The sequence below is a fragment of the Rhodospirillaceae bacterium genome (assembly GCA_002728255.1).
Lineage (GTDB): Bacteria > Pseudomonadota > Alphaproteobacteria > UBA7887 > UBA7887.
In genome coordinates, this window is sequence record PBWV01000001.1 from 130,287 (window position 1) to 144,890 (window position 14,604).

The window sequence follows — 14,604 nt, forward strand, 5'->3', positions numbered from 1 at the left end:
AATATTTGAAGTGAATAACNTTGGTCGGAATCTAGCCCTCTGGGTCATTATTGCCCTATTGCTTTTAACATTATTCAATGTGTTTAAGGGGCAATCGCCCGAGAACGCAGCAGCTCCATTGGCTTTTTCTGAATTCTTAGATTTGGTTGAAAAAGGGCAGGTGAGGGATGTCACTATAGAGGGAAATGAGATTTCAGGCCACTTCGGCAACTCTGGTCAAAGCTTTTCAACATATTCTCCGAACGACCCGAACCTGGTTGAAACCTTGCGATCTCATGGTGTTCTGATTAATGCTAAGCCGTCAACCGAAAATCGGCACTCACCCTTATATGGGGCATTGTTAAATTGGTTACCAATGCTGTTGATAATTGGCGTCTGGATATTTTTCATGAGGCAAATGCAAGGAGGGGGTGGGAAGGCATTAGGCTTTGGGAAGTCGAGAGCCCGAATGCTTACCGAAAAACAAGGACGGGTTACTTTTGGCGATGTTGCTGGGATAGATGAGGCGAAAGAAGAGCTTCAGGAGATCGTCGAATTTTTGAGGGATCCACAAAAATTTCAACGTTTGGGGGGCCGTATACCCAAGGGGGCTTTGCTGGTGGGTCCTCCAGGGACAGGTAAGACCTTACTAGCAAGGGCAATCGCGGGTGAGGCAAATGTTCCTTTTTTTACAATTTCGGGTTCTGACTTTGTTGAGATGTTCGTAGGGGTTGGCGCTAGTCGGGTACGGGATATGTTTGAACAAGGCAAAAAAAATGCCCCTTGTATTATTTTTATCGATGAGATTGATGCGGTTGGTAGGCATAGAGGAGCTGGGCTAGGTGGGGGGAATGATGAGCGTGAGCAAACCTTGAACCAGTTGTTGGTTGANATGGATGGCTTTGAATCCACTGAAGGAGTCATCTTGATTGCGGCGACCAATAGACCGGATGTGCTCGACCCAGCTTTGCTACGTCCAGGCAGATTTGATCGGCAGGTGGTAGTGCCTAATCCAGATATTTTGGGGCGTGATAAGATTTTGAAGGTCCATATGAAAAAAGTTCCGCTTGCACCCGGGGTGGATTCAAGAGTTATAGCGCGCGGAACTCCCGGATTTTCTGGTGCGGATTTGGCCAATTTGGTTAATGAAGCCGCCCTTTTGGCTGCCCGAATTGGTCGCCGCAAGGTAACAATGGAGGAATTCGAAGCAGCTAAGGACAAGGTAATGATGGGCGCTGAACGTAGGTCGGCCGTGATGTCAGAGGAGGAGAAGAAAATCACTGCTTATCATGAGGCCGGGCACGCGGTGGTGGGGATAAGAATGCCCGGCCATGATCCACTGCATAAAGTAACAATTATTCCAAGGGGTAGAGCATTAGGGGTAACTATGTCATTACCTGAACGCGACCGATATAGTCATAACAAGCAGGAGATTAAGTCAAAATTGGCGAGTATGTACGGCGGCCGTATAGCTGAAGAACTGATTTTCGGGGATGATAAAATAACTACCGGGGCAGCGAACGATATACAGCAGGCAACGGGCTTGGCTCGTAAAATGGTTACAGAGTGGGGGATGAGTGAGAAATTAGGCCCGCTACGTTATGATGCAAACGATGAAGAAGTTTTCCTGGGGCACTCCGTCACTCAGCACAAGAATATTTCAGACGCTACGGCAGATTTGATTGACCAGGAAATAAGGGCCCTGATTGATGATGCGGAATCCAACGCAAGGAAGATACTTTCAGATGAATTAGATAAACTCCACGCTGTTGCAGAGGCTCTGTTGGAGTATGAGACTTTGGCTGGGCCCGAGGTCGAGGGCTTACTCAACGGGGTCCAAATTGTTAGATCTTCTGAGCCCGATGATTCCGAGGGCGACGCGGGGAAAACTTCATCAGTGCCTTCCACCGGAGTTGCAGGAGAGAGTGATTTAAGCCCCAATANTCCTCCGGGTGGCTAAGCTGGANANNGAGTTTNTTTGGCNGAAGGTACNTNTAGGTTCNCCNGNGAGAAANTNATTNTCATCNGGTTTGCCNNGTGTNTACGTNCGACCNTTGGGNGTTCTTTGGGGAGAAGNNGCCAAGGCGGCAGTGGCTGAGGGCNTGGCCTNGCCNTTNCTNGGTGACNGNGCGTACACNGCTTGCCAGGTTGTGCNCCGACTAGATCATTGTTATCAGATGNCTCATATGACTGCNACTGCTTTTGGTNTATGGCGCGATCGTCAAAGTGGGGNTCTTTNNGATGAAATNGAGNGGTTGTTTGAAAACNTATCNGGNTCTCGTANGAATCAACTTCGGGGTGCTACGAGGGTTCCTGGTATCGTTGGAATCCTGAATGTTACCCCCGACAGCTTTTCTGATGACGGAAAACATATTTGTACTCAACATGCTATCAGGCATGCGGTGCAAATGGTGGAAAATGGAGCCGCGATAATAGACGTCGGTGGTGAATCCACGCGGCCCGGGGCAAAACCAATTTCATCTCAGGTAGAACAGGAGCGTGTTTTGCCTGTTCTAGAGGCCTTGCTTCGGAGAGGGATCTCTTTGTCCATAGACACATACCATCCTGATACTATGCGGGCCGCCGCAGCGTTGGGAGTTACTATGCTAAACGACATTACGGGCTTTTCCGCGTACCCTGAAAGTTTACGGATAGCTGCTGCTTCTGGAAGGGCCCTCGTCTTGGTTCACTCTGCTTCTATGGTATCCACTTCAGGTGACGAGTTTGATGGGGGAGTGGCCATTGAGATATTTGATGCTCTCTATCAAAGGGTACAAATGATGGAGGATTTGGGCGTTCCAAGAGCTAACATTGTTATTGATCCCGGTCTCGGATTTAAGAAATCTGAGGGGGCAAACTTTAAGGTGCTTAGGTGGCTGGGTCTTTTTCACGGATTAGGGTGTCAGGTAATGCTAGGAGCATCGAGGAAGTTTGGCCGCCTGAGAAGCGGGCGGTCCCCAAAGGATCGCTTGGGAGGCTCAATTGCCACGTGTGTCCACGGGGTCCAGCAAGGTGTGCAGTTTCTGCGGGTCCATGATGTGGCCGAGACCCGCCAGGCCCTTGGGGTGTGGAGAGCTATGGAATACACTGTTCAAGCGTAGGTGCCGTTTGTTCTTATAAGTGTTGATATTGCAACAGGTGACAGCTTTGGTTTTCCGAGCAGAGGTCGGTAAACGCGAATAATAAAGGGACATTAAGAGTGGGTAAATTGTTTGGCACGGATGGCATTAGAGGGCGGGCGAATGAAGAGCCCATGACTGCTGAGACGATGATGCGGGTTGGAGCCGCGGCGGGCAGGTATTTTATGCGGGGTGACCATCAACACGAGGTAATCGTTGGAAAAGATACCCGTCTATCGGGATACATGATAGAGCACGCTTTGGCGGCTGGATTTATGAGTGTTGGGATGAATGTTACACTTTTAGGGCCATTGCCGACCCCCGGTGTAGCCATCCAGACACGCGAAAGTTCTGCTGATTTAGGTGTAATGATTTCTGCTTCTCACAACCCTTATAGGGACAACGGCTTAAAATTATTTGGACCTAACGGACGAAAATTATCGGATGAGGTAGAAGATGCTATAGAGTCATGGGTAGCAGGTGAGAGCGCTCCGCCTTCTGGACATCAGGGAGACACAATCGGCCGATTGTGTCGCGATAATTGTGCGCAGAAACGATATCAGGATTTCGTAATAAGTGTCGGGTCAAACACTGCTAATTTTTCGGGGCTTCGTGTAGTAATAGATTGCGCTAATGGTGCGGGTTATAAAGTTGCGACACGAGTTTTGCAGGGACTTGGCATCGAGGTAATTTCATTAAGCTCAGAGCCCAATGGGATTAATATAAATGAACGTTGTGGTTCGACCTCACCTAGTGCAATGTGCAAAGCCATCTTGGATACTCAGGCGCACATAGGATTTGCCCTGGATGGAGATGCAGATCGTGTTTTAGCTGCCGATGAGCTTGGAGTGCTGTTAGATGGTGATCAGCTAATGGCAGCACTTGCGACGGACATGCAAAGGCAAGGTAAACTAATGGGGAATGGGCTGGTTGCGACCCAAATGTCAAATTTAGGGCTTGAGAGGTATCTTAACGGCTTGGGCTTGCAATTAATAAGAACCCAAGTCGGAGACCGGTATGTGACTGAGCAAATGTTTGAGAATGGCTATAATTTAGGAGGTGAACAGTCAGGGCATATCATTTTATCGGATTATAATACAACAGGAGATGGGCTCATTACGATAGTGCGAATTTTGTCCTTGCTGTGTGAGAGCGGGAAAGCGGCAAGTGAAGCATGTCGGATGTTTAATCCCCTTCCACAGAGGCTTACAAATATTTCGTGTGAATCGCCGGATGTTTTGGAAAAACATCCGGTTAAATCTGTTATCTCCCAATGTGAGGGTAAACTTGTCGGTATAGGCAGGCTATTAGTGCGGTATTCGGGCACCGAGGCGGCTATCCGAATCATGGTGGAAGCGGAGGAGGAATGTGTGGTTCAATCTGTTACTCGGACGATAGCCGGAGTGATTGAGAAATATGTGTAGAATTATTTCAGTGGAATGGGATAACTTATGAAGGGGAGAGTGCTTATAATTGCGGGGTCTGACTCAGGAGGTGGGGCAGGTCTTCAGGCTGACATAAAAACTATTTCGGCTCTTGGAGGTTATGCGGCTACAGCTGTTACAGCTCTAACGGCCCAGAACAGCCTCGGGGTTCATGCAATTTCTGAAGTTCCTGACGACTTTGTTGAAGTCCAAATTACGGTTGTTCTTGAGGATATAGGGGCAGATGCTATTAAGTGTGGGATGCTTCATCGCGCAGAATTGATCCAAAGGATCGGCGCCGTGATTTCCAATCTGGGTAAGCCCCCGATTCTGGTTCTGGACCCCGTAATGTATGCTAAGGGTGGGGCGCCACTCCTCCAGGGAAAGGCGGTTGCCGCGTTAAAGTCGTGTTTAATTCCAATGGCCGATGTTATTACGCCCAACATACCTGAGGCCGAGGCACTCCTAGGCCGGAGAGTGGAGAACGTCGGGGGTATGAAGGAGGCTGCTAGCGAGCTTCTTGAGCTAGGTGCGAAAGCAGTGTTGTTGAAGGGGGGGCACCTGGAGCACCCAGAGGTTTTTGATGTCCTCGCGCAGCCCGGAAAAGTTTTGGTTTATAATTCGCCAAGGATAGCTTCGAAGGACACTCATGGAACCGGTTGCACATTAGCTTCTGCCTTGACAATAGGCTTGGCGCAAGGGAACTCGCTGGAGGGAGCTGTGGAAGAAGCTAGGAAATATGTGTTGGGAGCCATCATGAACGCTCCCAGATTAGGTGCGGGTCATGGGCCCTTAAACCACTCCCATAATTTTTTCAGTTTAGTTAGTCAGCATTGACTGGCCAGGTGGGTATCCCTAGTATTTTCCCGCTTTGGTTTTCAGTTGTCTGGTGCCGAGAAAAATAATATGAAGCCCACATTTCTTCCCGAAAACCCGAGTTTTTCTTCTGGGCCATGTGCAAAGCGACCTGGCTGGAAACCTAGCGTTCTTAAGAGTGAACTTTTGGGAAGGTCCCATAGGTCAGCGTCTGCTAAAGCCCGAATTAGAGAAGTGTTGAGGCTGATGAGGGATCTTCTTGAGCTACCAGAAGACTACCGCATCGGCATAACGCCGGCGTCGGATACAGGAGCCTTTGAAATGGCCTTGTGGTCGCTGTTGGGAAAATGTGGGGTCGATGTGTTGGTGTGGGATAGCTTTGGTGCTGGTTGGGCCACCGATGTGGTTAATGAGTTGGCATTGCCGGATGTTAATGTAATAGAGGCTGATTATGGGTGTATAACAGATTTTAGTCAGGTGAGATCTGATCGGGACGTAATTTTTACTTGGAATGGCACTACCTCGGGTGTTTGTGTGCCAGATGACGCTTGGATCGAAGAAAGCCGGACGGGATTGACTTTCTGTGATGCGACCTCTGCTGCTTTTGCTATGCCGCTTCCCTGGGAAAAGCTGGACGTTACCACATATTCTTGGCAAAAAGTGTTGGGGGGAGAGGCACAACACGGGGTGATTATCTTAAGTCCACATGCATACTCTAGACTTGAGACATGGGAGCCAAAGTGGCCAATTCCAAAGATTTTTCGGATGAAAAAAAATAATGAGCCGATAAAAGGGTTTTTTGATGTCGATACTATAAATACACCCTCTATGTTGTGTATTGAGGATGTTTTGGACTCGTTGTTGTGGGCTGAATCCATTGGGGGAACTGAGGGACTTATTAGACGGAACAGAGAAAACTTTTCTGTCATTGAGGATTGGGTGGCAAAAACCTATTGGGTGGATTTTTTGGCTGCGTCGCCCCTCATCAGGTCAACGACTTCAGTTTGTTTGAGTATCGTTGATCCTTGGTTTTTATCATTAACGTCTTCTGAGAAGGAGAAAGTTGTTAGTGGAATGTGTAGTTTATTGGATGAAGAGAGGGCTGCATTTGATATTAAAGGGTATCGGGATGCTCCTCCCGGGATCCGCATTTGGGCGGGATCGACCATTGAGAAAGACAATATAGTGGCTCTTCTGCCTTGGCTTGAGTGGGCATTTGAGCAGAGTAAGAATATCGGAGACCAATAGACTTGGTTGGGCGGACGATATTTGCAGGATGGTGAAATGAGTAGAGTTTTAATATCTGATAAACTGAGCCCAAGTGCCCTTGATGTGTTTGGTCACCATGGTATCGAGGTCGATGTTAGGGTCGGCATGACGGCGGACCAATTGTTGGGGTCCATAGATAAGTACGATGGTCTTGCAGTTCGCTCAGCTACAAATGTAGATGCCTCATTGTTAATGGCGGGGCATCGGTTGAGTATTGTAGGTCGGGCGGGTATCGGAACAGATAATATCGACGTCACAGCGGCTACTAAACAGGGAATTTTGGTTATGAACACGCCGTTTGGCAATTCAATAACCACTGCGGAGCATACCATAGCTCTATTGTTATCTCTGTGTCGTCAGATCCCCAAAGCAGATTTCTCCGTTCGGCAAGGAAAATGGGAAAGGGCTGAGTTTGTAGGGGTCGAGGTGAGTGGCAAAGTTTTGGGCCTAGTGGGTTGCGGAACTATTGGCTCGATAGTTGCTGATAGAGCCCAAGGACTGAAAATGAAAGTTCTAGTGTATGATCCCTTTGTAACTAAGGAACAAGCCCTGGATCTTGGGGTAGAGAAAGTTGACTTTGATGGTCTATTGTCCCGGTCTGATATTGTCAGTTTGCATGTCCCTCTAACTGATATGACCAGCGGAATGATTGATGCGTCGGCCATGGCAAAGATGCGGCCGGGGGTTCGCATTATCAATTGTGCCCGAGGTGGTCTTATAGTTGAGCACGATCTGAAGTCCGCCATTAGAGGGGGGCAGGTTGCTGGCGCTGCTTTAGATGTCTTTGAGAATGAACCACCTGAAGATTCGGGCTTGTTAGAACTCACGGAAGTCATTGTTACTCCGCATTTAGGGGCTTCGACGACTGAAGCGCAGGAAAATGTAGCGATTCAACTGGCCGAACAAATGTCAAATTATCTATTGACTGGTGCCATTACTAACGCAGTGAATATGGCATCTTTAACCCCCGAGGAGGCCCCACGTTTAGCCCCATATATGCCCCTTGTTAAACAACTCGGCAGTTTTGCAGGACAGATCATAGAGGAGGGGATCAGAGAAATAGCTATAGAGTATGCCGGTGCTGCAGCTAGCCTTAATACTAAACCTTTAACTGCCGCCTTGTTAGAAGCAATTCTAAGCCCTTCATTAGAGTCCGTTAATATGGTAAATGCCTCCTTGGTCGCAAAAGATCGCAACATAGAGGTTGTGGAGGTGAAAAGAGAATCTCCGTGTGATTACCATAGTATGGTGCGCCTGACTATTAAGGCAGAACACCACACGGGGAGTTTTGGCGGAACACTCTTTGGGGGCCAGCCGCGCCTTACTCAAGTTGATGGAATAAATATCGAAGCGGAATTAGGTTCATATATGTTATTTGTGCGAAACCACGATAGACCAGGATTTATTGGAAGTTTCGGTGGGGTTTTGGGGCAGGCAGGTGTTAATATTGCTACCTTTCATTTAGGGCGCGGGGTGGTTGGCGGGGAGGCCATAGCCCTAATTGAGGTTGATCAGCCCGTGACAGGGGATATTCTAGAACAAGTAAGTTTGTTGCCCAACGTGGTTCAGGTGACGCCCATGTCGTTTGATCAATCTGGCTGATTGACTCAGCTTTGTATACTTTAACCTCAATGAATTACTTACTATGATTGACAATCTAGAAGATGCCGTGCTTCCATCTGGACTAGCTGATTTGCTCCCGCCCTTTGCCGCTCATGAAGAGGTGTTGGCTACCAGACTGCGCGATTGTTTTGGCTCGGCCGGTTACGAGTTAGTCAAGCCTCCTTTGCTCGAATTCGAGGCTGCTCTACTTAAGGGAATAGGAGCTGATGTAGCTAAGGAAGCGTTCCGACTCATGGACCCGGTATCACATAACATGATGGCAGTTCGTGCCGATATTACACCTCAAGTGGCTCGGTTAGCATGGACCCAACTTAGGCGAGCTCCGAGGCCCCTCCGGGTTATGTATGATGGAGAGGTCTTGCGAACTCCCCTGGGGGGGAGCCGACAAAAAAGGGGCTTTAGAACTGTAGGCGCGGAATTGATTGGTTCAGCAGACGCTGCCATGGCAGATGTCGAGGTAATATTGCTCGCAGCCGATTCTCTACTAGACGTAGGTATTAAGGATCTTACTGTTGATATTAATGTACCTTCCATGGCGCAGTTTATATGCAGTGATATAAAGCTGTCTCTGGCGGAAACGCAACATGTTGTGCAAGCTCTCAGCAGGAAGGATCGTAGCGCCATAGAAAAGGTGGGTGGCGATAACGAGGGTCAGCTCTTGGGTCTTCTGTCTGCCGGAGGCGATGCTGAGGAATGTCTTAAGAAATTGAAGCGCCTTAATTTACCGGACGAGGCTGCCGTTCTCAACGCTCGCTTGGGGGAAGTTGTTTCTCTGATAAAGAAAAGGCGGCCAAATTTAAGATTAACAATTGATCCTGCGGAAACAAGAGGCTTTGAGTATCACTTAGGGGTTAGCTTTGCTGTGTTTGCAAGGGGTGCACCTTCTGAGCTGGGAATGGGGGGGCGGTATCAATCAAATGAAGATGAAATGGCTACTGGGTTTTCTCTTTTCATGGATGTCCTGACTGATTTGGTGCCTATGCAGGTTTCAGCACAACGCCTGTATCTTCCGTTCGGAGCTTCATCAGGAATTAGTGACGAGCTAAGAAAAGCTGGATGGGTTGTTGTCCATGGATTAGTTCCTGAGGCGGATATTGAGTCCGAAGGACGTCGCTTATTGTGTTCGCATTTGTGGATGGAAGATGAGGTGTGCCCACTCCCCGACTTACAAGAGCCAGGAGCCAGGTAATGCCAAGCATTGCGGTAGTCGGGACTCAATGGGGAGATGAGGGAAAAGGCAAGATAGTTGACTGGCTTTCTGAAGAGGCTGATGTAGTAGTTCGGTATCAAGGTGGGCATAATGCTGGACATACCTTGGTCGTGGATCGTGTAACTTATAAATTGAGTTTGCTGCCATCGGGGATTGTCAGGCCATCCGCCCTTTCGCTTATTGGGAATGGTGTTGTGATTGATCCTTGGGCATTCCTAGAAGAAATTGAGCGTGTGCAGCAACAAGGGGTTTCAATAACTCCGGAGCGTCTCCGACTTGCTGAGAACTGTTGTCTGATTCTTCCCTATCATGGAGAGTTGGACAGGGCTCGGGAGAATAACCAAAAGGGAGACGGCATAGGTACTACTGGTCGCGGAATTGGCCCCGCCTATGAGGACAAGGTGGCGCGTAGAGCAATCCGGTTATGTGACCTGTCAGATAGGGGCGCGCTTGCAGCGCGTTTGGATATTGCCTTGGCACATCACAACAGTCTTCGCGCGGCGTTAGGTTTGGCGATGATCGATAAAGATATAATGGTCGAAGAACTCATGAAGATAGCTCCGCGTCTTCTTCCCTATCAGGACTCGGTATGGCAAATACTACACCGCAGAAGATTGAAGGGTGAGCGGATACTTTTTGAGGGGGCACAAGGTGCAATGTTGGATATTGATCATGGCACCTATCCCTATGTAACCTCGTCTAACACACTGGCTGGAAGTATTTCTTCAGGTTGTGGAATTGATCCCAAGGCACTGGATTATGTTCTGGGTATTGCAAAGGCATATTCTACTAGGGTAGGCAATGGTCCATTTCCTACCGAGCTTCTCGATAACATTGGACAGGCGATAGGCGAGCGGGGTAAGGAATTTGGGACAGTAACTGGGAGGAAACGGAGGTGTGGGTGGTTTGATGCTGTTATGCTGAGGCAGGTAGTGCGGATGTCGGGCGTGGATGGAATTGCCCTTACAAAGCTGGATGTGCTTGATGAGTTATCTGAAATAAAGATATGTGTTGGTTATGAGTTAGAGGGGAAGATAATTCATTGTTTGCCTTCTTCGGCCAATCTTCAGGCTCTAGTGACGCCAATATTTGAAACACTAGCAGGTTGGAAGAGCAGTACAGAAGGTGTGAGTTCGTTGGAGCAACTGCCAGAGGAAGCCCTCAAATATGTGAAACGAATAGAGGAGCTAGTAGATGCCCCAGTCACGATACTTTCGACAGGGCCTGATCGTAAGGATACTATTGTTGTAAGGGATCCATTTTCTGCAACCTATAAGTGAGCAACGTAGGCTGGCTTATGGCGGCTAGCTGCTCTCGATTTATCCCAACAAATTGGTGTTATTATTTAGTGTCTTGATCCCATACTTGTCCGTTTTTCTGTTCTATCGAGTGTTCGATTTTTTCAAATGCTCTAGCTTCGATCTGACGAACTCTTTCCCGACTAATATTATATATTTGGCTAAGTTCTTCTAGTGTCATAGGTTCTTCGATAAGGCGACGCTGAGTAAAAATATGGCGCTCCCTTTCATTTAACTCAGATAACGCAGATTCCAGCATTTTTCTTTGATGGTAAAGTTCATCAGCGTCTGTAATTTCCACTTCTTGATTAGGTGTTGGGTCCTCTAGCCAGTCTTGCCATTCAGCATCGTTCTCTCCATCTGCCCTTAACGGGGCATTTAAGGAGTGGTCAGGTGCGGCGAGCCTCCGATTCATATTTATAACTTCGTGTTCTGGGACATCGAGCTTATCGGCTATAGTGGCTACGGTTTCGGGAGGTAGATCACCTTCATCAATAGCCCTTAGTTGATGTTTTAACTTCCTAAGATTGAAGAAAAGCTTTTTCTGGGCGGCCGTGGTGCCAATTTTCACGAGAGACCATGAATGCAGAATATATTCTTGTATTGCGGCTCTTATCCACCACATTGCGTAGGTCGCCAGACGAAAGCCGCGGTCAGGATCAAACCGTTTTACCGCTTGCATCATGCCAATGTTGCCCTCTGAAATTAATTCACTGACTGGTAGCCCATAGCCACGATATCCCATAGCAATCTTTGCCACCAAACGCAGGTGTGATGTAACTAATTTGTGGGCAGCTTCCACGTCCCCATGGTCCGACCAATCCTTGGCGAGTTGAAATTCTTCTTCTTTGGTGAGAATTGGGAAGCGGCGTATCTCACGTAGGTATCGAGATAATCCGCTCTCACCAGAAAGAACGGGAAGTTTAGACGAGCCCATATTTTTTCTCCGACGTGCGCAAACCACTGAATTAACCATATGATGGTGGCTTCACCCAGTTCATTTGAGGTTTTCTGGGTTAATTGTCAATAGCTGAGGTTCGCCAAATATAAACCTGGGTTTATTGCCCGCTTTCAAGTAATGTGACTAGGTTAGCCATGTCTTCAGGCAAGTTTGAGCGAAATTCCATAAATTCGTTAGTGGTTGGGTGGCTAAAGCTTAACGTAAAGGCATGAAGTGCCTGGCGAGGAAAGTCGCGAAGTATTATTTTCGTAAGAGATCCGGAATTTTGCCGAAGCCCTCGATGCCCGCCATACAGTCGATCAGCCAATACAGGATGACCAATTTCCGCCATATGTACACGGATTTGATGTGTGCGGCCCGTAGTTAGCTCGCATACTATCAATGAGGCATCCTTATCTCCAAAAATTTTCTCTACTTGATAAAATGTTTGGGCGGCTTTGCCTCCTTTAGATACGACCGCCATTTTCTTTCGGTTTTTCGGATTTCGGCCTATACTGGCCTTAACGTCGCTTTGGCGTGGTTCTGGGACACCTAGAACTATTGCCTTGTACTTGCGTTTAATCGCTTTTGTAATAAATGAATTTGTGAGTTGTCTGTGCGTTTGATCGTTCTTGGCGACTACCAGAAGCCCACTAGTATCTTTATCAAGTCGATGCACTATACCGGGTCGCCGGACGCCCCCAATTCCGGATAGAGTGGGTCCGCAATGGGATAATAAGGCATTAACTAAAGTGTTGTCGGGGTGACCGGGTGCAGGATGCACGACGAGTCCTGCTGGTTTATTAAGTACTATCAGGTCCTTGTCTTCATAGGCTATATCTATGGGTATCCGCTGTGGGTTTGGTTTGCTTGATTGAGGAGGAGGAACAGTTATGATGACCCTGTCACCAGCTACAACACGGGATGCTGGATCCCCATGGGGCTTCATATTTACTGTTACTTGGCCTTCAATGATAAGTGTTTTTACTCGTGTTCGAGAGAGTTCAGGCAGCTGTGTGGTTAGAAACTGATCTAGTCGGCTGCGTGCGGAGTTGGTTTTTACAGAGAATTGGTGTTTTTTTGCTTTCATTGCCCGGTTGGTATGTTGGAGTTTGAGCTATTAATATAACTGTCCTAAAATTTATTGTAATAGCCTTGGGAGTTCTAATTCTAGTTGGGACTTCAGTCGTCGGTGTCACTATTGTCCGGAGGGCCCAAAATATTTCAATTGGTGATAAGCTAGTTGCTGATGGCCAAACGCTAAATGTCTATGCTGGCGAATCAACAAACGTAAAATCTATAGATGTTGAGGAAGGCGTCTTGTTTCTGCACATGGAAACATCAACAGGGGATATGGTCGTAGGATATGATTTATTTAGTGGTGAGGTGGTCAACAGGATAATAATTGATCGAGCCCCATGATTTTTTTTCCAAATATTGCCATGCGGCAAATCATTGTCGCTGCTGAAGAATCGTGTCCCGAGGAGGCTTGTGGTCTACTATGGGGGAAACGCTGTGAAGCTGATGTGTATGTAGCGAGCGTTTATCAAAGCAAAAATTGTGCGGACGATCCTCGAACCAAATTCGAGGTTAATCCTCAATTACGCTTTGACCTAGAGAGGCTTGCACGGGAAGGGGAGATGGACGTTGTCGGCCTTTATCATTCCCACCCAAACGGGTCCGCAAAGCCTTCAGAAATCGACCTTTCTAGGGCGTGGGAAACGGCTTTAATCTGGGTAATAATAGGTCTTGAAGAGGGTAAGGTCGTTGAACGAAAGGCTTATAAGGTTGAAAAACCTAAGGAGCGGTTTGTGGAGATTGATCTACAAGTCGTAAATAGCCAGTAATCACGTTTTTTGGAGACGGAACCTTGTTAAATTTATGTAGTGACAATGAGGGGCCAATAGCCCCAAAAATATTGGAGTCTATAGTAGATGCCAATAGTGGCTTTGCGCACTCTTATGGAGAGGACAAGTTAACCGGACAACTAAAGGAAGTCTTTTCTGAAGTTTTCGAACGTGAGGTTGAAGTTTTTCCGGTTGTCACGGGGACAGCAGCCAATGCCCTTGCCCTTGGGCATGTCACCCCGCCGTACGGTGCAATCTACTGCACTGACCACGCACATATATTAGTGGATGAGTGTGGTGCCCCAGGATTCTACTCAGGTGGAGCTAGTATGGTGACGGTTAAGAGCTCTCAAGGCAAAGTTGATGACGGTGAGTTTCAGGACCTGGTTAATAATTGGGGCGCCCACGGCGACCATGAACCTAAGCCATGTGCCTTAAGTATTACTCAGACGACAGAAGTTGGGACGCTCTATTCCGTTGAAGAGATTCTTAAACTATCGGAACGGGCCCACCAGCATGATATGGTCATTCATATGGATGGCGCTCGTTTCGCTAACGCAGTTGCATCGCTTGGCTGCAGTCCAGCGGATGTGACCTGGCGTGCCGGGGTCGATGTCCTTTCATTTGGTGCTACGAAGAATGGGGCGTTAGCGGCAGAAGCCGTAGTTTTTTTTAAGAAAGAACACGCCAAAGAATTTGGGCGCCAAAGAATGCGGGGAGGGCATCTCTTAAGTAAAATGCGTTTTGTGTCGGCGCAGCTGCTCGCCTATCTCGACGGAGGGCTGTGGTTAGAGTTAGCATCCCATGCCAACTTAGCTGCCAAGTGGCTTGGAGATGGTTTGGCGGACTTGCATGGCGTGGAAGTTATTTACGAGGTTGAGGGAAATGCTGTTTTTGCATGCCTTCCGGAAAGAATGCTGTTGGGTCTATTGGCGGAAGGGTATTTATTTCACCGTTGGCCAGGACAAGCTGGTCTGGTGAGATTAATGTGCTCTTATAGTGTGCAGAAAGAAGAGATTGATGATTTTGTTCGGGCAGCGCGTCTCCTAGCCTAGAAATTATTCCTATGATCGTTATGG

The 14,604-nt window shown here is 47.9% G+C and carries 13 protein-coding genes; 11 read left to right on the top strand and 2 right to left on the bottom strand.

Going from position 1 to position 14,604, the window contains the following annotated elements:
* The first annotated feature begins 10 nt into the window (after nt 1–10).
* The 8 genes from CMM32_00635 (at nt 11) to CMM32_00670 (ending at nt 10,720) form a co-directional block, all read left to right on the top strand.
* Nucleotides 11–1,939 carry a cell division protein FtsH gene (locus CMM32_00635; protein MBT05414.1) on the top strand — a complete coding sequence of 643 codons (1,929 nt, stop codon included), beginning with the start codon at nt 11–13 and terminating at the stop codon, nt 1,937–1,939.
* Nucleotides 1,932–3,080 carry a dihydropteroate synthase gene (gene folP / locus CMM32_00640; protein ID MBT05415.1) on the top strand — a complete coding sequence of 383 codons (1,149 nt, stop codon included), beginning with the start codon at nt 1,932–1,934 and terminating at the stop codon, nt 3,078–3,080. Before CMM32_00635 ends, folP begins: the two co-directional genes overlap by 8 nt.
* A gap of 98 nt (nt 3,081–3,178) precedes the next feature.
* Nucleotides 3,179–4,522 carry a phosphoglucosamine mutase gene (gene glmM, locus CMM32_00645; protein MBT05416.1) on the top strand — a complete coding sequence of 448 codons (1,344 nt, stop codon included), beginning with the start codon at nt 3,179–3,181 and terminating at the stop codon, nt 4,520–4,522.
* Between the two features lie 27 nt (nt 4,523–4,549).
* Nucleotides 4,550–5,359, top strand: coding sequence for a bifunctional hydroxymethylpyrimidine kinase/phosphomethylpyrimidine kinase (thiD, locus tag CMM32_00650; GenBank protein MBT05417.1), 810 nt, complete (start codon nt 4,550–4,552; stop codon nt 5,357–5,359).
* A 69-nt stretch (nt 5,360–5,428) separates the two neighbouring features.
* A complete protein-coding gene (locus tag CMM32_00655; GenBank protein MBT05418.1) occupies nt 5,429–6,586 on the top strand; it encodes a phosphoserine transaminase in 1,158 nt (385 codons plus the stop codon).
* Nucleotides 6,587–6,622: 36 nt separating this feature from the next.
* Nucleotides 6,623–8,209 (top strand): phosphoglycerate dehydrogenase, encoded by a 1,587-nt coding sequence (locus CMM32_00660; GenBank protein MBT05419.1) that lies wholly within the window; start codon nt 6,623–6,625, stop codon nt 8,207–8,209.
* A 43-nt stretch (nt 8,210–8,252) separates the two neighbouring features.
* Nucleotides 8,253–9,419 (top strand): ATP phosphoribosyltransferase regulatory subunit, encoded by a 1,167-nt coding sequence (locus CMM32_00665; protein ID MBT05420.1) that lies wholly within the window; start codon nt 8,253–8,255, stop codon nt 9,417–9,419.
* Nucleotides 9,419–10,720, top strand: coding sequence for an adenylosuccinate synthase (locus CMM32_00670; GenBank protein MBT05421.1), 1,302 nt, complete (start codon nt 9,419–9,421; stop codon nt 10,718–10,720). Before CMM32_00665 ends, CMM32_00670 begins: the two co-directional genes overlap by 1 nt.
* Nucleotides 10,721–10,781: 61 nt before the next feature.
* Here CMM32_00670 and rpoH read toward each other — a convergent pair whose 3' ends face one another.
* On the bottom strand, nt 10,782–11,675 hold the full coding sequence (rpoH, locus tag CMM32_00675) for an RNA polymerase sigma factor RpoH (protein MBT05422.1): 894 nt from the start codon (nt 11,673–11,675) through the stop codon (nt 10,782–10,784).
* Nucleotides 11,676–11,796: 121 nt separating this feature from the next.
* A complete protein-coding gene (locus tag CMM32_00680; GenBank protein MBT05423.1) occupies nt 11,797–12,768 on the bottom strand; it encodes an RNA pseudouridine synthase in 972 nt (323 codons plus the stop codon).
* 65 nt (nt 12,769–12,833) lie between these two features.
* On the opposite strand from CMM32_00680, the gene CMM32_00685 reads away from it, so the two are divergent.
* From CMM32_00685 to CMM32_00695, 3 genes are read left to right on the top strand one after another with little or no spacing between them, the layout of a single operon-like run.
* Nucleotides 12,834–13,100 (top strand): hypothetical protein, encoded by a 267-nt coding sequence (locus CMM32_00685; protein MBT05424.1) that lies wholly within the window; start codon nt 12,834–12,836, stop codon nt 13,098–13,100.
* On the top strand, nt 13,097–13,525 hold the full coding sequence (locus CMM32_00690) for a hypothetical protein (protein ID MBT05425.1): 429 nt from the start codon (nt 13,097–13,099) through the stop codon (nt 13,523–13,525). Before CMM32_00685 ends, CMM32_00690 begins: the two co-directional genes overlap by 4 nt.
* A 23-nt stretch (nt 13,526–13,548) precedes the next feature.
* Nucleotides 13,549–14,580 (top strand): low specificity L-threonine aldolase, encoded by a 1,032-nt coding sequence (locus tag CMM32_00695; protein MBT05426.1) that lies wholly within the window; start codon nt 13,549–13,551, stop codon nt 14,578–14,580.
* The last annotated feature ends 24 nt before the right edge of the window (nt 14,581–14,604 follow it).